The sequence below is a fragment of the Streptomyces sp. CA-210063 genome (genome assembly GCF_024612015.1).
In the GTDB taxonomy this organism is placed as follows: domain Bacteria; phylum Actinomycetota; class Actinomycetes; order Streptomycetales; family Streptomycetaceae; genus Streptomyces.
On sequence record NZ_CP102512.1, the window covers coordinates 5,540,127 to 5,557,650 of the forward strand.

Consider the following 17,524-nt stretch of genomic DNA (forward strand, 5'->3'; position numbering starts at 1 on the left):
TTGGGTCGCGGACGGTCGCGGCGGACGCTCCGTCGTAAGGAACGCAGCCTCCACCTGAATACCGGCGGCGAGGCCACGGCAAACGCGCTGGGGAGAGAATGTCACACGTCGGCAACACGATGTAGTGACATGTCGACATGGAGAGGGTGAATAGGCCCTGGAAACAGGAGGTCTGATGGGCTTTCAGCCCAGAACGGCCACAAAGAGGGGTGATGAGCGATTCGCTCTCCCCGGGGATACCTCGACAGCGCATTCGGTTACGCCCATGGCCTGCACACGCGTCCCGCTGGCCGATTCTGTGCGCCCCGCCTGCCTTTGTGCGCCCCGTGTGCCCCATGGTCCATCCGTGATGGTGCGGCGGTTTTTGGTTACCGACGGTCACTCATTCCAGGAGGGCTGGGGCAGTGCCCCAAAGGGGCGCGGGGAACTGCGCGACCAGCCACGACCAACCCGCAGCCGCAAACCCACAGGACCCGGCAGGCGAATAGGCACCCGGCCCCCCAAGCGGAGCGCCTACGCCTCGATCCGGTTGGCCGACCGCAGCCGCGCGAAGCTCCGGGCCAGCAGCCGCGACACATGCATCTGGGAGACCCCCAGCTCCGCGCTGATCTGCGACTGCGTGAGGTTGCTGTAGTACCGGAGCAGCAGGATCCGCTGTTCGCGTTCGGGGAGTTGGACGAGGAGATGCCGTACGAGGTCGCGGTGTTCGACGCCGTCGAGCTCGGGATCCTCGTAGCCGAGCCGGTCGAGGAGCCCCGGCATTCCGTCGCCCTCCTGGGCGGCCTCCAGTGAGGTCGCGTGGTACGAGCGTCCCGCCTCGATGCAGGACAGGACCTCCTCCTCGGTGATGCGCAGCCGCTCGGCGATCTCGGCGGTGGAGGGGGTGCGCCCGAAGGCGGTGGTGAGGTCCTCGGTGGCGCCGTTCACCTGCACCCACAGCTCGTGCAGCCGGCGCGGGACGTGGACCGTACGGACGTTGTCCCGGAAGTACCGCTTGATCTCGCCGACGACGGTCGGCATCGCGAAGGTCGGGAACTGCACGCCCCGGTCCGGGTCGAACCGGTCGATGGCGTTGATCAGCCCGATGGTGCCGACCTGGACCACGTCCTCCATGGGCTCGTTGCGGGAGCGGAAGCGGGCGGCCGCGTAGCGCACGAGCGGCAGGTTCGCCTCGATGAGCGCCCCGCGCACACGGTTGTGCTCGGGGGTGCCCGGCACCAGATGCTTCAGCTCACCGAAGAGCACCTGGGTGAGCGCCCGGGTGTCGGCGCCGCGACGTTTCTCCGGGACGGGGGCCGTGACCTGGGCCGGCGCGGGATCGGGAGTCGGGACGTCTTCCTGGGGAGGCGCAGTACTGGCCGACACGGTCAACGCCACCTCTTCATCCATCAACTCAACCGTCAAAAGCGGTCATAGCATCACAAGACATGTGCACTGTGATCAAGCACCGCATATCGCCGTGTTGAGCGAGAGTTGAGGGTGGGAAGGGCAATTGGGTGTAAAAAGCCCGGCATTGTTCGGGCGTGGGGCGGAAGATACGGCCGTATGGATCGGAAGGCGTCGTACGGCGCGCATACGTCGTACGACTCGGAAGGCGTCGCACGACTCAGAACGCGTCGTGCGACTCGGAAGGCGTCGTACGACTCAGAACGCGTCGTGCGACTCGGAAGGCGTCGTGCGACTCAGAACGCGTAGTCGGCGATGACCCACGTGGCGAACTCGCGCCACAGTGCCACGCCCGCCTGGTGGTCCGGGTGCTCGACGTAGGCGCGCAGCGCGTCCGTGTCGTCGAACGCGGAGTTGATCGCGAAGTCGTAGGCGATGGGGCGGTCGCTGACGTTCCAGCCCAGCTCCCAGAAGCGGATGCCCTCGATCCTGCCCTCGAGCGCGCGGAAGGCGTCCACGCCCTTCACGACGCGCGGGTCGTCGCGCTCGACGCCCTCGTTGAGCTTGAAGAGGACCAGGTGGCGGATCATGGGCGCTCCGGGAAGGTCGTACGACGTGCTGGTGCTAGTCGGCCCCGTCGGCGATCCAGGTGAAGAAGTCGCCGATGGACTGGGCGGCGTTCGAGACGCCCTCGAACCCTATCTGGACGTAGTCGGCGGCCTTGGCCGGGTCCGTGATGATCACGTAGAGCACGAAGACCACGAGCACATACAGCGCGATCTTCTTCCCCTGCACCGCCACCGCGGCCTCCCCCGCCTCTTGTGCCCTGTGGGCCCCATGGGTCCTCTTTGTCGGCGGCGAGTGTAACCCGATCATGCGTTCGCGCGAGAGACCGGAAACGCACGAAGGGCCCCGTCTGACGACGGGACCCTTCTTCAGCGGTAGCGGAGGGATTTGAACCCTCGGTGACTTGCGCCACACTCGCTTTCGAGGTCTGTTCGTGCTGGTCAGGGCATGATCCGGGACTGTTCAACCCCGTTCATTCCCGTACTCCCGCCCGACGCGCGAACGGCTATGAACGGCGCTGGACCGGGGTGAATGAGACGGAAACTGAGACGGACTGAGACGGCGCCGGTCGTTACTGACCTGCGGCAATCACCACTGGCAGAAGGCAATGGAGGCGTCGTCGCCCGACTTGTAGCGCGGCCACCGTCGCCCCGTCGGGTCTGTGGCTTCGACCTTCCGGACGGTATCGATCAGCTCGCGCGGTCCCTCGGTTCGGAGCGTCGTGAAGACTTCGCGCCACGTCGCCATGGCGTACTCAGTGACGAGACGCGACGCGCCATCGGACAGGACCGCTGCGGCGCGTACGTCCTCGGTGGGGGTGCTGCCGACAAGCGCGTGATCTGCCGCTTCCGGGCCGGCGGCAGCGACCCAGTAACCGGCAGGCGTGTTGCGGGTCTGGCGTTGTGCGGTCACGAATCGCCGCAGAGCCTCCCTGTGGTCTGCCGTGTCGGTCTCGTACTGCTCGACTTCGGCTCGTAGCTCGGGAAGCACTTCGTCCACGCGAAGGTCAGTGATCACGGTGAAGTCCTGGTGTCCTTCGAGAACGACCGGGGAGTCAGCCAAGACCAGGTGATCGATGAAGTCTTCCCGTTCTCGGAGGACTGCGACCGTTGCCGAGGGCGTTCCTGGGTTACTCAAGTCGCATTCGGGATGCAGCGCCGCCACCCGTTCGAGCGCACCCGCCAAGCCGGTCGCGAGCGAAGCGCTCGGCTCTGCCAGTGCGGCGACAAGCTGACTGCCGAGGTGGGCCACGAACCACGGGACGCCGTGGCGGCATCCCGTGTCCAGACCCGCCGTGCTGAGTCCGTCCAGCACCACGGCGAGAGTCGGCGTACCGGCCACCCAATCTTCGTTGGGACCGGCTCCACCAGGTTGGGTGTCAATGGCGACGCGCATGCTCAGCCCTCGTGTCGGTACAGCGGGGTGACGCGTCGACTCTCCAGCACTTCGAGCGTCTGCGGGTCGTAACGGCACGAAATAAGGGTGGAGAAGCGCCGCGTACGGACCTCTCGGTAAAGCTCTGCCAGATTGTTTTCGAGGAAGTGAACGACTCCGCTCGCCCCGATGGCGTGGATGCCTGCGATATAGAGGAACGTCCCCTTGCCGTCCAGGCGGGGGAGCCGTCCCAGGTAACCAATGTCGCCGTCCGACCCGTCTTCGTCGGCGGGCGACCGGTACTCCTTTCCTGCGACCTGGTCCACCAAGTGCCATGCGGTGTCCTTCGCAAACCGAAGGCTGTCGTCTCCTTCGAGCACCTGGGCCACGATCGGGGAGCGGCGCGGACCGCAGATGACGACGTGGTTGTCCCGGTTGAGGTTGACGATCCCGGTCGGTGGGATCACCTCGTACTGTGCGTCGAGTTTCATGCCGATCACCAGCTTGCGCAGGTGCTCGAAGTTGTTGAGGTCTTCGCGGGTGATCACTTCGCTGGGGTTCTGATCGGGCCCCTTGCCCGCCTCATACATGCCGGCGACCGACACGGTGACCATGTCCGTGCCGAAGAACGCCCGCTCTGGCGGAGGGCCGGCGGACGCAAGCTGACCCACTCGCCCCCGGCTGACGCCTAGGCGGGTCGCGATTTCGGCTTGGGTCATGCCGGCCGCCTGCGCCTCTTCGATCGCCTCGCGCCGGATGCGGGACAGCTCATTCACCCGGCTCTGATACCGCGCCATCAGGTCGATTGCGGCTTTGGCTCGGTCGACCGGGTCCGAGATCCCCGACACCTGCTCCACGTCGTCGTGCACAACTCTCCAATCGTCGCCTAGGGGGGCTATCAGACTCTATCGCGAGAGGGGGTTGCGCGCAGCGCTGGGTTTGCCTACCGTACCTATCAAGCGGGACGGCAACCCCCCCTAAGCAAGTCGGGGAGGTTCCGCCGTGGCTGCTTGACCTGCATTGACGGTGCCCGGAGGAAAGCCCGCAGGGGTGAGTACGAAGTGAGCGCCAAGGGATTGAGAACTGCATAGGTGGGCCCCGTCTCCCCGAGTCGAAAAGACGGCCGCGCGGCATACGAACCGCGCATGTCCGCAGTGCCCGAATGGCGCCTGCGGCCGGTTGCCTCCTCCGCCCGTCCGGCACCGCGTTCTGCGCGGTTGTCGTACGGGCGGGGCTGAGGGGAGCCGGAAGGTTTCCGACTTCAACGGCGTGCGGCTCCGGTGCTGGAACACCGGAGCCGCTGTTCGGGCCGTTTCACCTGCTAGGGAGACCACGACCCATGAAGACCATCGTCACTGTTCAGGACGTTGTTACCGCGTTCACCGACTGGATCGAGCCGACGAACGCGGAGCTGGACGCGATCGAGCTGGAGTCCCCGCTGATCCTGGCGGAGGTCGACCTGATCGACGCGCAGATCATCGCGCTCAACCACGCGCCGAACGAGGTGGACGCCAAGCGTCTGCGCCGGGCGTTCGGCAAGGTGCTGGAGGAGCGGCGGGCGCTGGCCAACCGCACCGCCGCCGACCGCACGGCAGGCGGTGCCGCATGAGCCGGGGCCTGATGTACGCCCTCGTCCTCCCGCTGCTCGCTGCGGAGGTCTGGGCTCAGTTCGTCGCCCGCGACCAGCGGTGGACGACGGTGTTCGCCGTCCTCGCCCTGGGCGTCCTCGCCGTCCGCTACCTGCTCGGTCCGCAAACCGGCGCCGAGGGGTGCCCGCCCGACTGCGCGAAGTGCCGTGAGTCGTGGGAGGCGGACCTGTGAGCGCCGCCGAGCACAACCTGACCGCCGCGCACGCCGAGGTCAAGGCGGAGATCGCGCGGACCGACGCGAAGACCGGTCTGCTGCTGGCGTTCATCGGCGCGGTGCTGGCCGGTGCGTGGACTGTCGCCAAGGACATGCCGCTCAACTCCGTCACCTACGTGGTGGGCGGGTTCGGGATGGCGGCGCTGGTTGTGGCGGCTGGTCTGCTGCTGCGGTCGGTGCGGCCGAACCTGCGGGGCCGGCACGGTTTCCCGCTGTGGGCGACGCTCACCGCCGAGGAGATCACCGCCACGCTCGCCGACGTCGACCGCAGCGCGGACATCGCTGGCCTGTCCCGGCTCGCGGTCGCCAAGTTCACCGGCCTGCGCCGCGCCATCGATCTGACCTGCGTCGGTGGGGCGCTGCTCGTGCTCGCCGTTGTAATCGCTGTGGTGAGGGGTGCGGCATGAGCGCCACCTCGGCTCCGCAGGGGTTCGCCCTGCTGCTGATCGTGCTGGGCGGGGCCGTCATGCTGGCCGCCACCGTCGGATCGCTGGTGACGCACGAGCACGTGTGGAAGGTCGTGGTCGCGGGCGGCGGTGCCGTTCAAGTCGCCGGATGGTTGCTGCACGCTCGTCGTCTGCGGCGCCTGCGGGGCGGTGCGCGATGAACCTCAACCGCAAGGGAAAGGCAGCGCTGGTCCTGGCGCTGGTCGTCGTGGTCGGCATGGCGTTTCGGGTGTCGTGGAACGCGCTGCGGGATGTGGCGAGCGCGATCGGCGCGGATGCCACGGCCGCGACGCTGTACCCGTTCGTGGTCGACGGTCTGATGGCGCTCGCGCTGGTCGCGGCGCTGGTGCTGGTCGACGACGACCGTAAGTTTGCGTTGCGGGTGCTGGGCACCTACACCCTCGCCTCGCTGGTCCTCAACTACGTGCACGGGCTCGTGCCGGATCTGCACGGCGCATCGGTCGACTGGGGACGGCTGGCCGACTGGGACGCGGCGAACTACGCGCTGGTGCTGCTTGCGACATCGCTTCCGGTCGGGTCGATCTACTTCGGCTCCGACCTGGTCGCCAAGGTGCTGCACCACCGCCCCACCCCGATTCCTACCCCGGTCGCGAATGCGGAGGAATCTACCGAGATAGTGAGTAAACGGTCTATAGCTGACCTGCCGGAATCGACCCCGGAGCCGATCACGGCGACGGTGGTGCGGGTGCCCGATCCGGTGGCGGTCGACTTCACGAAGTCGACCCTCCCGCTCAAGCCCGTACCGGTCATCGCCCCGGCGGTCGACCGGACGCCAGTCGCCTCGATCGAGAAGCGGACGGTCGCGGCGGAGTCGACCCCGACCCGTCGGGCCACCGGTCGAGTGCCCGAGTCGGCTCGATCCGCCCGGCCGCGCCGGACGGCGACTCAACTCCTGGACGAGGCACGGACGGCGACGGCCGATTGGCCGGACGCCAAGGTGACCGCAGAGGGCATCCGCCGCACGCTCCGCACCTCTCCGGTGAACGCGCGGACGCTGCGGGACACGTTGCTCGCTGAGCGTGCCGCCAAGGTCGCGTGATGGTGGCCCGTGCTGCGTTCTTCGACCCAGACGGCGACCACTACGGCATCCCGACCTACCCGTGGAAGTACGCGCCGGAAGGCTACGCCACCCGGCGCGGTCTGCGGGCGCTGGGCCTGCGTCCGGGTGGTCAGCCGGTGGCCGCTCAGGTCATGCGCGGCCGGCATCGGCGCGGCCCGCTGGTCGCCTACCTCTACCGGATCGACCTCGCCAAGCCGGTACGGCCGATGACCTCGCGCAAGTGGGGCGCGCTCGCCCTGGCGATGCTCGCCCGCCGCACCTGCCCCAAGTGCCAGATCACCTACAGCTACTGCATCCCGACCTCGCTCGGCACCTGCGTGCCCTGCGCCTACCCCGGCTCGCACGGGCCGGAAGGGAGCCATTGACCATGGGCAACTCCGAGATCCGCCGCCTGGACCGTGAGATCGAGCGGACGGCGAAGAAGCTGGAAGCGGTCCGCCGGGGCGAGTGGTGGCCGCTGACCAGCCGTGAGCGCCTGTCGATGACTCGCGCCATGGCCAGTGGTGCGCGCAGCGTCCACAAGGGTCGCAGCACGACCGGCGCAGAGAACCGCATGGACTCCATCGGCTCCGCCGTCGAGACGCGGCTGAGCGCCGAGCTGATGGCCCTGCACGGCGAGCGTCAGCGGCTGATCACCGAGGCCGCGCGCGCCAAGGCCGCCAAGAAGTCGTCCGGCTGGTTCTGACCAGCCGTACCGGGGTGGCCGCCTCTTTCCACGGACACGGCCACCCCGGCCCTTTTTCCTCAACTCCCGCCCCCGAAGGGGTAGTCAGGAGCAGTTCCAGCATGTCTGAGAACGTCGTTCACCTCCACAAGCCCACCGACCCGGCCACCGTCGACGAGACGGCGCCTACGGTGCTGACCGTCGTCCCCGAGCCCGCCCCGGTGCGGCCGGTTCCGCTGTGGGTGCGCTCCGGCCGCGCGGTGAAGCGGGTGGCCACCGATGAGCGCACCAAGAACGCCGGGCGCGTGGTCGTCCGTCACGGCGCCTACATCGCCGGTGGGGCGCGGATTGTGGCCCGTCGTACCTGGGACGGGCGTACCGGGTCGCGCTACGAGCGCATGATCCGCACGGCGGAAGCGGCGGGGAACCTGGAGGCGGCGGAGGAGTGGGAGGAGCGGTTGCAGCGCTTCCGCGCCGCCCGCCATCACCGCCGCATGGACCTGCTGCACTCCCCCGTGGAGGCCGCCAAGGGCCTGGCCGTCGGCACCGGCATGAGCATCGGTGTCCTGGTCGGGCTCGGTGTGGTCATGGCCATCAGCAACGGCGACGTCAAGGACGTCGTCACCCCGCTGTCGGCCACCATCGACTTCATCGCCCTGCTGATCCGCATCGTTCAGGTCGTGTGGGGCCCGCTCATCTCGATCGGCCCCTTCCTCGCCTTGCTCGCGCTGTGGGCGGTCGGCAGCAAGCAGCAGGCCGCACCGCAGTGGGCGCTTCCCGCCCGGGTCCGTTCAAGCGAGGGTGAGCTGATCACCCCGTCCATCGTGGTCAAGGCGCTGCGGCACCTGGGACTGTCCGCGCTACGCAAGGCCATCAAGGACATGGACGACGGGGGCGCCGCGATGCTCTCGCCGATTGTGATGGCCGGATGCGGTGTCGAAGTCGACGTGCTGTTGCCGCTGGAGGTCTCCACGGTCGAGGTGCAGCAGCGTCGGCGCAAGCTGGCAGAGAACCTGTCCCGGCACGAGCACGAGGTGTTCATCACGATCCCCGAGGCCGCCCGCACGGTGCGGCTGTGGATCGCGGACTCGGGTGCGCTGGATGAGCCGATCGGGCCGTCCCCGTTGGTCACCGACGAGACGATGACCGCCGACTACGCCAAGGGCAAGGCGCCGTGGGGGCAGGACCTGCGCGGGGATGCCGCTGAGCTGAGCGTGTATCAGCGGCACCTGCTCATCACGGGTCGCTCGAATCAGGGCAAGACCGCCGCCCTGCGCGCGCTCGCTCTGTGGGTGGCGCTGGACCGGTCGGTGCAGTTCTGGCTTGCCGACCTCAAGGGTGTCGGTGACTGGAGCATGTTCGAGGGCGTGGCCGACATCCTGATCGAGGGCCCGTCCGACGATCACGTTATCCAGGCGACTGAGATGGTCGAGGACGCGGTGAAGGAGATGAACCGCCGCATCGAGGTACGCCGTGACGACCCCGCCGCGACGTTCCCGCCGCTCATCGTCCTGGTGGACGAAGCGCAGAAGGCGTTCATGTGCCCGGCCGTCGACGACCAGAAGCGGCCCTACGGCGGGTCCAAGGCCACCTCCCGCTACTTCATGGCCGTGCGCACGATCCACAATCAGGGCCGCGCGGTCGACGTCCTGATGTGGCAGGGCACCCAGGACCCCACCGACCAGAACCTTCCCAAGCTGGTGCGCGAGGGTGCCCACACCCGGGCTTCCCTCGTGCTGGGCTCGGAGTCACAGTCGAAGATGGCGCTGGGGGACAAGGCGGTCGAGGACGGCGCCGCCCCGCACATGCTGCGTCAGGGCCTGGACAAGGGAACCCTGGTGGTCTCCACCGACGGCATCAAGATGCCCAAGGGCCAGTCGTTCATCACCGTCCGCACCCACTTCATCGACGACGAACCGGCCGCCGAGGTCGCCGCCCGCGCCAAGGCCCTGCGCGACGGAGTGACGACCCTGCGCGCCGTCGAGCGTGGCGAGCAGCGTGACCCGCTCGCCGACATCCTCACCGTCCTCGGGGCGGAGAAGCGCATGCTCACCCAGGACGTCATCAAGGGCCTGTCCGCCCTCGACACCGAGGCCTACGGCCGCTGGTCGTTCGGCGACCTCACGCGCGTCCTGGACGCGGCCGGCACCGAGGCGAAGAAGTCCCACGGGCGCATGGTCGTCCGCACCGAGGACATCGCCCACGCTCTCGCCGAACGTGACGCGGACGGTTCCACTTCCGCCTCCCAGTAGCGGGGAGGCGCACCCTCCCGCCGTGGGGAGGCGGGGAGAACTCCCCAACCGCCTCCCCACTCCTGCCTCCCCCGCGTTGATCAGCAAAAACAACGTTTCGGGGAGGCGGGGAGGCACCCCAGGTCAACCCCCGAGAACCCCCTCAAGGAGCCTCCCGGTAGGGGTGCCCCTGCCTCCCCAACCCAGCACCGGAAGGGATTCCGCATGTCGCACCGTGACCCGCCGGGGATCATCGCCCCGCACGTCCCCGCCGACGACTGGCGCCGCGCCGAAGCCACCGGCCACGCGGTCGTCATCGTCGTCCAGGCCGCCGACAGCAACGGCATTCCGTGGCGCCCCGTCGTCATCGCCATCGGTGTCGCCGGCGCCACGGCGGTCGGCACCTGGGGCCTGGTCGTCGCCCTGTGCACGCTGCTCGACGCCACCGCCCACGCCCTCACTGCCATCGCCACCGCCGCCGGACCCATCGGCGTCGGCGGCCTCACCTTCCGCCTGTCCCGCACCAAGAACACCTAGCTACGCCAAGGGCGGCCCCCACGTCTCGCCAAAGAAGCGGGGCCGCCCTTGTCACTCAGCACCTGTCACAGGAACTGGAGACATTCAGCATGACCGACCACACCAGTATTCCGCGAGTGCCGGACGGCACCGAGCGGGTGACCATGGTCCGCACCGAACCCCGCCCCGACGGCAGCACCGTCCTGGTCCTGATCACCCCCGGACCGCCCATGGTCCTGATCGAACACCGCATGTTCCTCGACCGGTACCTGACCCGCGCCCTGCTGCACACCCTCGACCGCGACCTCGACGGCATCCCGGACCCCGGACCCACCCCCGAGACCGCCGCCCTCCAGCACGCGTTGGACACCGGCGACCGGGAAGCCTTCAACGCCGCCATGGACAACTACAGCACCCGCCTCCTCAGCCTGTGGACGGACGGAGGTGCAGCCGCATGACGCACCCCGCCGACATTCGCGGCCAGGCCGCTCAAGGAGGTGGTAGCGGCATGAGCGAGCACCTGCGCACCGCCCTCGATCTGGCCGCCTCGCAGATCCCTGTGTTGCCGCTGCGGGCGGGCAAGGTCCCATTCGGCAACTGCCGCCGCTGCCAGGACAACGCGTGCGGCGGCCGGCCGAACATGAAGAACTTCGGACCGTGCACCTGCCCCGGACCCTGCCACGGCTGGGCCGCCGCGACCACCGACCCGGACGTCATCAACTCCGGCATCTGGCGCCGGGCATGGCTGCGCGCGAGCGCGGTCGCCTACCACCCCGGCGGGGCGGGGCTGACGGTCGTCGACCTGGACAACGCCGACGCGATCTCGTGGGCCCACGAGAACCTGCCCGCCACGCAGACGGTGCCCACCACCCGGGGTGAGCACTGGCTCTACCTCGGCCGGATGCAGTCCGCGAACGCGGTCCGCCCCGGCGTGGACATCAAGTCCACGATGGCCTACGCCCGCTGGCGTGGATTCGGTACCGGCACCATGGCCCACCTGCCGGACGCCGTGCGCGCGCTGGCCGTGAGCAAGCCCTGCACGGTCCGGCCGGCGCCGCCCGCCGTCACCGTGCCCTCGCGGTCCGGAAGCGGGCAGTGCCGTCACCGCACGCCCGCCTATCTGGACCGTGGCATCGCCATGGCAGAGCAGCGGATCACCGAGGCTCGCAGCGCGGTCCACGCCACCGTCTACCGGGCCTTCCTCGCCGTGCTGTCCACCCATGGCCGGTGTGGCTGCCTCACCGACGCCCACGTGTCGCGTTTGTTCACCGCCGCGCAGGCCAAGGGCGAATCGGCGCGACACTGCACCGACGCGTGGACCAACGCCCGCACCACGTTGGGACTGTGACCATGGCCGAGGACGAGAAGAACCCTGCCCGCGAGATCATCGCCGACTACGCGCAGGCGCACTTCCGCTACTTCCGCACCGCCGACGGAACCGTGTACGCGCAGCGCAACGGCCACCCCGTGGCCCGGCCGATGCGCTCCCAGGGCACGACGGGCAGTCATCGCCAAGAACTCATCGTCGGCATGTACAGGGACGGGGTCGGCGTGTTCAACGGGACCGCGCTCAAGGAGGCATTGGACTTGATCGAAGCGCTCGCGCTGTACGAGGACACGCATGCCGTGAACATCCGCGTGGCGCCCGGGTTCGACGGGGCGACGTGGCTCGACCTGGGCCGCGACGACGGGCAGTCCGTCCGCATCCACCCCACCGGATGGGACATCCTCACCCCCGACCCCCGCGAAGTCTGCTGGCGGCGCACCCAGCTCACAGGGGAACTGCCCCTGCCCGTCAAGGACACCGACGGCAAGGGCATCGACCTGCTGATGCGGCTGTGCAACTTTGCCAACGCCGAGACCGAATGCCTGGCCATCGCCTGGCTCATCGGCTGCCTCGGACCCTCCGTGCCGGTCCCCGCGCCGTTCCTCACCGGCCCGCAGGGCGCGGGCAAGTCCACCGGCGGGCGAATGCTCGTGCGGATCATTGAGGGCATGAGCGGCGACCTTCGGCGGGCCCCGAAGGATGAGGAGAACCTGATCGCAGCGGTGGCGGCCGGATGGGTCACCGCCCTGGACAACCTCTCCCACATGACCCCGGACCTGTCCGACGCCATGTGCTGCATCGTCACCGGAGCCGAGAGCGTCAAGCGGGCCCTGTTCACCGACGGGGACGTCTTCCGCGTCGGCTACCGCCGCCCCCTGCTGCTCACCGGTATCGACGTGGGCGTCATCCGCCCCGACCTCGCCGAACGGCTCCTGCCCCTGCGGTTGGAGCGGCCCCGCGTGCGGCGGACCGAGGCGGAGCTTTGGGCGGAGTACGCGGAGGTGCTGCCCGTCGTTCTCGGGTCTCTTCTGGACCTGACGGTCAAGGTCCGTGCGGTGGAGGCGGAGACGCCCACCGATCTGCGGATGGCGGACTTCGCGCACCTGTGCGCGCAGCTCGACGCGGCCACCGGTCTCGGAGCTCTTAGCGCCTACCGGGCCAGCCTGGACGACCTCAACGACGACGTCATCGAGGGTGACCTCCTCGCGCAGACCGTCCTTCGGCATGCCGAGACCATCGAGCCGGGCGGGGCGCAGCGGATGACGTCCACGGAGTGGCTGCACTGCCTCAGTCGCCTCTACAGCGGCGAGGACTTGCGTGCCCTGCCCAAGGGGTGGCCGACCACCGGGAAAGTCCTCTCCGACCGGCTCAAGCGCCTCCAGCCCACCCTTGCCGCTCGCGGTCTGCTCATCGACACGGGCCGCACCAGCGAGGGCCGCTACCTCGAAATGACCCGCCCGACCGCCCCGCCCCCACACGAGCAGCAACGGGTGGTCTGACCCGCGACCATCGCCCGCACGGACAAGCAAGAGGAGCACCACCGCCCACGCGTGCTCCTCTTGCTGTTCGGCGCGTGCGCCGCTCAAAGGTCGTGCCGCGTGCGGCTCCTTCTTCACGTTGTGAGGCGCACCGAACGACAACAGACACCCCCTTTTTTTGTCCTAAGAGGGAAGCGCTGCGTCATCTGCGTCATGCAGGCGGAGAAACGGCCCCTGGCCTGCGGCAACAGGCATGACGCAGACGGCGGTGTCTGCGTCATCCTGCGTCATCTGCGTCATGCGATGACGCAGCCCATGACGCTGCGATGACGCACCCCCTTACCGCCGCGTCACGCAAAACGGCAGGTCAGAAGCGCGAGTGACGCTGATGACGCAATGACGCAGAAATCCAAGCCTCGGACAGGCGCGCCCCCGAAACAACTCCTCTGCCTCAGCAAGTCCGCTAACCCCGCTGCGATGCGACGAAGGAGAGCTACCACATGGACACGGCCCAACTCGCCGACTCCATCGATCCCACCCTCGCCCTGCTCACCGTCGAAGAGGCCGCCCGACGTCTCCGCATCGGCCGGACCACGTGCTTCGCGCTTGTCGGCTCCGGAGAGCTGGAGTCCATCACCGTCGGCCACCTCCGACGGGTCCCCGTCGACGCCATCCCCGAGTTCGTCACCCGCCTCCGCAAGAAGCAGAACCGCACCGCCACCGTCACCGCCGTCCAGGCCGCCTGAGGAGTACGCATGGCAGAAGAGAAGAAGCGCACCCGCCAGCCCAACGGCCGATCCTCCATCTACCTGGGCAACGATGGGAAGTGGCACGGACGAGTGACCGTCGGCGTACGCGATGACGGCAGCCCCGACCGGCGCCACGTCGAACGCAAGACGCGCGCCGAAGTGACAGCGGCCGTCCGTGAACTGGAGAAGCAGCGCGAGGCCAAGACCCTGGCCAAGCCGGGCAAGGCGTGGACCGTCACGACGTGGCTGACCCATTGGGTCGAGACGATCGCGCCCCTCGCGGTGAACGAGAACACCATGGTCGGCTACGGCGTCGCCGTCCGGAAGCACCTGATCCCCGCGCTCGGCTCACACCGGCTGGACAAGCTGAGGCCGGAACACATCGAGCGCTTCTACGGAAACATGATGATCGACGGCCGTAAGGCCGGAACAATCCACCAGATTCACCGCACCTTCCGCACCGCACTGAACGAGGCGGTACGCCGTGGCCACCTGGGGCGGAACCCCGTCCAACTCGCCAAGGCCCCCAGCGTCCGGGAAGAGGAAGTCGAGCCCTACACCGTCGACGAGGTACAGCGGCTCTTGCGGGCCGCCGACGACCGCCGGAACTCCGCACGCTGGGCCGTGGCGCTCGCGCTCGGTCTGCGGCAGGGGGAGGCACTGGGCCTCAAGTGGTCTGACGTAGACCTGGAACGGGGCGTCATGATGGTCCGGCGTAGTCGCCGCCGGCCACGCTACGCCCATGGGTGCGGAGACACCTGCGGCAGGAAGGCTGGCTACTGCCCGCAGCGTAAGCGGACGAACCCCGAGACGGCCGACACGAAGTCCCGTGCGGGACGGCGCGCGGTCGGTCTACCCGCACAGCTCGTCGATCTGCTCCGGGTACATCAGTCCAAGCAGACCGCCGAACGCGCGGCGGCTGGAGACGACTGGACGGATGAGGGGTGGCTGTTTGCGACGCCGACCGGGCAGGGCACATCCCCCCGAACAGACTACGACGACTGGAAGGACCTCCTCAGTGACGCGAAGGTGCGAGACGGACGACTCCACGACGCCCGGCACACCGCCGCCACGGTTCTGCTGATTCTCGGAGTCTCTGAGCGGGCTGTCATGGGGCTCATGGGATGGTCCACTACGGCCATGGCCGCGCGGTACCAACACATGGTGGACTCCGTCCGGAACGACGTCGCCCGGCGGGTTGATGGGCTGATCTGGGCTCCTGAGCCAGAGCACACCGGCGAAGACGCGTCCTCGACAGAGTGAGCATGCAGGCTTGAAGCCTGCGGCGTTGCTGCGGAGGTAGGCAGGTGGAGCCTGCTCTGTCTGGTGCTGAGCCTGCGGCGTTGCTGCGGAGGTAGGCAGGTGGAGCCTGCTCTGTCTGGTGCTGAGCCTGCGGCGTTGCTGCGGAGGTAGGCAGGTGGAGCCTGCTCTGTCTGGTGCTGAGCCTGCGGCGTTGCTGCGGAGGTAGGCAGGTGGAGCCTGCTCTGTCTGGTGCTGAGCCTGCGGCGTTGCTGCGGAGGTAGGCAGGTGGAGCCTGCTCTGTCTGGTGCTGAGCCTGCGGCGTTGCTGCGGAGGTAAGCAGGGAGTAATGCTGGCTTGCTACCGGTTCTCGCAGGTCAGCCCAGCGAAGCGATTGGGGGCCTCAAGTGGAAACGTCTCCCGGCAAGCAACTTTGTGAGCCCTTCCTCCCTCGCAAGGGAGGAAGGGCCGCTACGCTGACGGTGCAAACCTCGTGTCACCCGCCAAGGCACTGATTGCAACGATCTCTGGAGAGCAACCAGAGAAAACCCAAACAGAGGAACACCCGACAGACCAGCTCTGGACCCGCCACCAAGCTGGTACCTGACTTACTCAGACGCTGTTCCCCCAAAGACGGAGGCCGCAGCGCCATTCGGCGTGCGGCCTCCGGTGCGTCGTACCAGGACGCACTAATCCCTGCTTCTAGGCAGGGAGACTGCTAACGCAGTCATACCGGGAGGGCCTGAGCTGAGGTTGTGGTCACTCGCTGTTGTTCCACCAGTCGCGCATAGTGCGCCACAGGTTGAGCGCGAATGAGCCCGCAGCCCAGTTCAGGCCCTTCTTCTCCTTCGCCGTCTCGGTCTCCCGAGTCGGTTCCGGCTTCTCCTTCGCCGTCTCGGTCTCCCGAGTCGGTTCCGGCTTCCCTTTCGCCGTCTCGGTCTCCCGAGTCGGTTCCGGCTTCCCCTTCGCCGTCTCGGTCTCCCGAGTCGGTTCGGAGGGGGGATGTTCGCACTTGTTGCCTTCCATGAGTCTCCTCTAGATCGAAGCCCGACTGTCGGGCATGGGACGTGATCTGAGGGACTGGTTGGCGTGACGTACGGCCACCCGGACGAAGCCTATGGGTCCCGCCGATCGGGCGTGGGCGGTTCGCCAAACAAGGTCGAGAGACGAGGCGGAAGGGGTTTCATCGGGGTTCCACTCGGAGCAACTGAGACGGAAACTGAGACGGAAACCGAAGGGGCGCCCGGTTCGATGAACCGGGCGCCCCTTCTACCTGCGGTAGCGGAGGGATTTGAACCCTCGGTGACTTGCGCCACACTCGCTTTCGAGGCGAGCTCCTTCGGCCGCTCGGACACGCTACCGAGAGAGACCTTACAACAAGGTGGGGCGTGCTTTGAAATCGGTATCGGGCCCGGTACGGGGGTGGTGTCGACGGGGCGTCAACGGGTGCGGAAGAAGTCGGTGAGGAGGCGGGCGCACTCGTCGGCGAGTACGCCCTCGACGACCTCGGGACGGTGGTTGAGCCGGCGGTCGCGTACGACGTCCCAGAGGGAGCCGGTGGCGCCGGCCTTCTCGTCGCGGGCGCCGTAGACGAGCCGGTCGACCCGGGACTGCACGAGTGCGCCCGCGCACATCGTGCAGGGTTCGAGGGTGACGACGAGCGTGCAGCCGGTCAGCCGCCATGCGCCGAGTTCCGCTGCGGCCCGGCGGACGGCGAGCACCTCCGCGTGGGCGGTCGGGTCGCCGGTCGCCTCGCGCTCGTTGTGACCGGTGGCCAGAACGGTCGTGCCGTCCGGGGACAGGACGACCGCACCGACCGGTACGTCACCGCCCTCGGCGGCCCGCCCTGCCTCGGCCAGGGCGAGCCGCATCGCGGCCCGCCAGCGGTCGCGTACCGGATCGGGGCCCGGTGCCTCTGGGTCGGTTGCTTCGGTCACTCCGGGAACGTAGCGGATGGTCCTAGCGGACCGTCTCCAGGACCTCGGACGCTCCGAGGGCCTCGGCGATCGAGTTGAGGGCGTCGTCGGCGTCGAGGGCGCGCAGCTCCTTCTCGCTCACCCCCAGGTCGTCGAGGATCTCGCTGTCGCCGACCGGGCTGTGCGGCACGGCCTCGGCGGCCGGGGCGGCGTCGTCATCGTCGTCGGCTCCGTCGGTCTCACCGTCCTCCGTGCCGTCGAGGTCGAGGGCGTCCAGGTCGGGGTCGTCGTCGCCGGGCTCCCTTCCGAGCAGTTCGTCGGTGAGCAGGATCTCGCCGTAGCTGCTGCGGGCAGCGGCGGCGGCATCGGACACGTAGATACGAGGGTCTTCCTCGCCATCGATGCGGACGACGCCGAACCACGCGTCCTCCTGCTCGATGAGCACCAGCACCGTGTCGTCGTCGGGCGAGGCTTCACGGGCCAGGTCGGCCAGATCCGACAGGGTTTCCACATCGTCGAGCTCTGTGTCGCTCGCTTCCCACCCGTCTTCGGTGCGCGCGAGCAGTGCGGCGAAGTACACCGTGACTCTCCCACTGGTCATAGGTGTGCCGGTTGGGGGTCCCCCCGGCGGAGGCTGTGGGTGGGGAGGCTTGCGGTCCGAGCCCCACCCACTCGGAATCGTGGCAG

At 68.4% G+C, this 17,524-nt stretch carries 22 protein-coding genes and 1 tRNA gene; 14 read left to right on the forward strand and 9 right to left on the reverse strand.

What is annotated here, in order from left to right; translation table 11 throughout:
• Window positions 1-513: 513 nt before the first annotated feature.
• From JIX56_RS24070 to JIX56_RS24090, 5 genes are all read right to left on the reverse strand, one after another.
• A complete protein-coding gene (locus tag JIX56_RS24070; protein WP_257543448.1) occupies window positions 514-1,389 on the reverse strand; it encodes an RNA polymerase sigma factor SigF in 876 nt (291 codons plus the stop codon).
• 293 nt (window positions 1,390-1,682) lie between these two features.
• Window positions 1,683-1,976, reverse strand: coding sequence for a Dabb family protein (locus JIX56_RS24075; protein ID WP_257543450.1), 294 nt, complete (start codon window positions 1,974-1,976; stop codon window positions 1,683-1,685).
• A gap of 34 nt (window positions 1,977-2,010) precedes the next feature.
• Entirely contained in the window at window positions 2,011-2,187 is a 177-nt protein-coding gene (locus JIX56_RS24080; protein ID WP_257543452.1) for a hypothetical protein, read from the reverse strand.
• A gap of 354 nt (window positions 2,188-2,541) precedes the next feature.
• Window positions 2,542-3,348, reverse strand: coding sequence for a protein phosphatase 2C domain-containing protein (locus JIX56_RS24085; protein WP_257543454.1), 807 nt, complete (start codon window positions 3,346-3,348; stop codon window positions 2,542-2,544).
• A 2-nt stretch (window positions 3,349-3,350) separates the two neighbouring features.
• Entirely contained in the window at window positions 3,351-4,196 is an 846-nt protein-coding gene (locus JIX56_RS24090; protein WP_257543456.1) for a sigma factor-like helix-turn-helix DNA-binding protein, read from the reverse strand.
• 470 nt (window positions 4,197-4,666) lie between these two features.
• Between JIX56_RS24090 and JIX56_RS24095 the strand changes: the two genes are divergently transcribed.
• From JIX56_RS24095 to JIX56_RS24160, 14 genes are all read left to right on the forward strand, one after another.
• Complete coding sequence (locus tag JIX56_RS24095) at window positions 4,667-4,936, forward strand: DUF6284 family protein (RefSeq protein WP_257543458.1); 270 nt, start codon at window positions 4,667-4,669, stop codon at window positions 4,934-4,936.
• Window positions 4,933-5,148 (forward strand): hypothetical protein, encoded by a 216-nt coding sequence (locus tag JIX56_RS24100; protein WP_257543460.1) that lies wholly within the window; start codon window positions 4,933-4,935, stop codon window positions 5,146-5,148. Before JIX56_RS24095 ends, JIX56_RS24100 begins: the two co-directional genes overlap by 4 nt.
• Window positions 5,145-5,597 carry a Pycsar system effector family protein gene (locus JIX56_RS24105; protein ID WP_257543462.1) on the forward strand — a complete coding sequence of 151 codons (453 nt, stop codon included), beginning with the start codon at window positions 5,145-5,147 and terminating at the stop codon, window positions 5,595-5,597. Before JIX56_RS24100 ends, JIX56_RS24105 begins: the two co-directional genes overlap by 4 nt.
• Window positions 5,594-5,797: a hypothetical protein gene (locus tag JIX56_RS24110; protein ID WP_257543464.1), complete on the forward strand. Its 204-nt coding sequence runs from the start codon at window positions 5,594-5,596 to the stop codon at window positions 5,795-5,797. The genes JIX56_RS24105 and JIX56_RS24110 overlap by 4 nt, the downstream gene beginning before the upstream one ends.
• Window positions 5,794-6,696, forward strand: coding sequence for a DUF2637 domain-containing protein (locus JIX56_RS24115; RefSeq protein ID WP_257543466.1), 903 nt, complete (start codon window positions 5,794-5,796; stop codon window positions 6,694-6,696). The genes JIX56_RS24110 and JIX56_RS24115 overlap by 4 nt, the downstream gene beginning before the upstream one ends.
• On the forward strand, window positions 6,696-7,082 hold the full coding sequence (locus tag JIX56_RS24120; RefSeq protein WP_257543468.1) for an RRQRL motif-containing zinc-binding protein: 387 nt from the start codon (window positions 6,696-6,698) through the stop codon (window positions 7,080-7,082). Before JIX56_RS24115 ends, JIX56_RS24120 begins: the two co-directional genes overlap by 1 nt.
• Window positions 7,083-7,084: 2 nt before the next feature.
• The gene (locus JIX56_RS24125) at window positions 7,085-7,402 is read left to right on the forward strand and encodes a hypothetical protein (protein ID WP_257543470.1); all 318 of its coding nucleotides are present in this window, start codon (window positions 7,085-7,087) and stop codon (window positions 7,400-7,402) included.
• Between the two features lie 101 nt (window positions 7,403-7,503).
• Entirely contained in the window at window positions 7,504-9,633 is a 2,130-nt protein-coding gene (locus JIX56_RS24130) for an FtsK/SpoIIIE domain-containing protein (protein WP_257543472.1), read from the forward strand.
• A gap of 204 nt (window positions 9,634-9,837) precedes the next feature.
• Window positions 9,838-10,149, forward strand: coding sequence for a hypothetical protein (locus JIX56_RS24135; RefSeq protein ID WP_257543474.1), 312 nt, complete (start codon window positions 9,838-9,840; stop codon window positions 10,147-10,149).
• A gap of 89 nt (window positions 10,150-10,238) precedes the next feature.
• Window positions 10,239-10,586 (forward strand): hypothetical protein, encoded by a 348-nt coding sequence (locus tag JIX56_RS24140; protein ID WP_257543476.1) that lies wholly within the window; start codon window positions 10,239-10,241, stop codon window positions 10,584-10,586.
• Window positions 10,587-10,636: 50 nt separating this feature from the next.
• A complete protein-coding gene (locus JIX56_RS24145) occupies window positions 10,637-11,476 on the forward strand; it encodes a bifunctional DNA primase/polymerase (RefSeq protein ID WP_257543478.1) in 840 nt (279 codons plus the stop codon).
• Window positions 11,477-11,478: 2 nt separating this feature from the next.
• Complete coding sequence (locus tag JIX56_RS24150; RefSeq protein ID WP_257551072.1) at window positions 11,479-12,954, forward strand: ATP-binding protein; 1,476 nt, start codon at window positions 11,479-11,481, stop codon at window positions 12,952-12,954.
• Between the two features lie 479 nt (window positions 12,955-13,433).
• Window positions 13,434-13,679 carry an excisionase family DNA-binding protein gene (locus JIX56_RS24155; RefSeq protein ID WP_257543480.1) on the forward strand — a complete coding sequence of 82 codons (246 nt, stop codon included), beginning with the start codon at window positions 13,434-13,436 and terminating at the stop codon, window positions 13,677-13,679.
• 9 nt (window positions 13,680-13,688) lie between these two features.
• On the forward strand, window positions 13,689-14,945 hold the full coding sequence (locus tag JIX56_RS24160) for a tyrosine-type recombinase/integrase (RefSeq protein ID WP_257543482.1): 1,257 nt from the start codon (window positions 13,689-13,691) through the stop codon (window positions 14,943-14,945).
• Between the two features lie 735 nt (window positions 14,946-15,680).
• Here the strand turns inward: JIX56_RS24160 and JIX56_RS24165 are convergent.
• The 4 genes from JIX56_RS24165 to JIX56_RS24180 form a co-directional block, all read right to left on the reverse strand.
• On the reverse strand, window positions 15,681-15,947 hold the full coding sequence (locus JIX56_RS24165; protein ID WP_257543484.1) for a hypothetical protein: 267 nt from the start codon (window positions 15,945-15,947) through the stop codon (window positions 15,681-15,683).
• A 250-nt stretch (window positions 15,948-16,197) separates the two neighbouring features.
• Window positions 16,198-16,282: transfer RNA gene (locus tag JIX56_RS24170), tRNA-Ser, on the reverse strand.
• Window positions 16,283-16,360: 78 nt separating this feature from the next.
• The gene (gene tadA / locus JIX56_RS24175) at window positions 16,361-16,792 is read right to left on the reverse strand and encodes a tRNA adenosine(34) deaminase TadA (protein WP_257551073.1); all 432 of its coding nucleotides are present in this window, start codon (window positions 16,790-16,792) and stop codon (window positions 16,361-16,363) included.
• An 88-nt stretch (window positions 16,793-16,880) separates the two neighbouring features.
• Window positions 16,881-17,417: a tRNA adenosine deaminase-associated protein gene (locus JIX56_RS24180; RefSeq protein WP_257551075.1), complete on the reverse strand. Its 537-nt coding sequence runs from the start codon at window positions 17,415-17,417 to the stop codon at window positions 16,881-16,883.
• Window positions 17,418-17,524: the final 107 nt, after the last annotated feature.

What these genes read in the sequence shown, in the direction of transcription:
- JIX56_RS24070 (WP_257543448.1), bottom strand. Translation starts at nt 1,389, where the DNA reads ATGGATGAAGAGGTGGCGTTGACCGTGTCGGCCAGTACTGCGCCTCCC.
- JIX56_RS24075 (WP_257543450.1), bottom strand. Translation starts at nt 1,976, where the DNA reads ATGATCCGCCACCTGGTCCTCTTCAAGCTCAACGAGGGCGTCGAGCGC.
- JIX56_RS24085 (WP_257543454.1), bottom strand. Translation starts at nt 3,348, where the DNA reads ATGCGCGTCGCCATTGACACCCAACCTGGTGGAGCCGGTCCCAACGAA.
- JIX56_RS24095 (WP_257543458.1), top strand. Translation starts at nt 4,667, where the DNA reads ATGAAGACCATCGTCACTGTTCAGGACGTTGTTACCGCGTTCACCGAC.
- JIX56_RS24100 (WP_257543460.1), top strand. Translation starts at nt 4,933, where the DNA reads ATGAGCCGGGGCCTGATGTACGCCCTCGTCCTCCCGCTGCTCGCTGCG.
- JIX56_RS24110 (WP_257543464.1), top strand. Translation starts at nt 5,594, where the DNA reads ATGAGCGCCACCTCGGCTCCGCAGGGGTTCGCCCTGCTGCTGATCGTG.
- JIX56_RS24115 (WP_257543466.1), top strand. Translation starts at nt 5,794, where the DNA reads ATGAACCTCAACCGCAAGGGAAAGGCAGCGCTGGTCCTGGCGCTGGTC.
- JIX56_RS24120 (WP_257543468.1), top strand. Translation starts at nt 6,696, where the DNA reads ATGGTGGCCCGTGCTGCGTTCTTCGACCCAGACGGCGACCACTACGGC.
- JIX56_RS24125 (WP_257543470.1), top strand. Translation starts at nt 7,085, where the DNA reads ATGGGCAACTCCGAGATCCGCCGCCTGGACCGTGAGATCGAGCGGACG.
- JIX56_RS24130 (WP_257543472.1), top strand. Translation starts at nt 7,504, where the DNA reads ATGTCTGAGAACGTCGTTCACCTCCACAAGCCCACCGACCCGGCCACC.
- JIX56_RS24135 (WP_257543474.1), top strand. Translation starts at nt 9,838, where the DNA reads ATGTCGCACCGTGACCCGCCGGGGATCATCGCCCCGCACGTCCCCGCC.
- JIX56_RS24140 (WP_257543476.1), top strand. Translation starts at nt 10,239, where the DNA reads ATGACCGACCACACCAGTATTCCGCGAGTGCCGGACGGCACCGAGCGG.
- JIX56_RS24145 (WP_257543478.1), top strand. Translation starts at nt 10,637, where the DNA reads ATGAGCGAGCACCTGCGCACCGCCCTCGATCTGGCCGCCTCGCAGATC.
- JIX56_RS24150 (WP_257551072.1), top strand. Translation starts at nt 11,479, where the DNA reads ATGGCCGAGGACGAGAAGAACCCTGCCCGCGAGATCATCGCCGACTAC.
- JIX56_RS24155 (WP_257543480.1), top strand. Translation starts at nt 13,434, where the DNA reads ATGGACACGGCCCAACTCGCCGACTCCATCGATCCCACCCTCGCCCTG.
- JIX56_RS24160 (WP_257543482.1), top strand. Translation starts at nt 13,689, where the DNA reads ATGGCAGAAGAGAAGAAGCGCACCCGCCAGCCCAACGGCCGATCCTCC.
- JIX56_RS24165 (WP_257543484.1), bottom strand. Translation starts at nt 15,947, where the DNA reads ATGGAAGGCAACAAGTGCGAACATCCCCCCTCCGAACCGACTCGGGAG.
- tadA (WP_257551073.1), bottom strand. Translation starts at nt 16,792, where the DNA reads ATGCGGCTCGCCCTGGCCGAGGCAGGGCGGGCCGCCGAGGGCGGTGAC.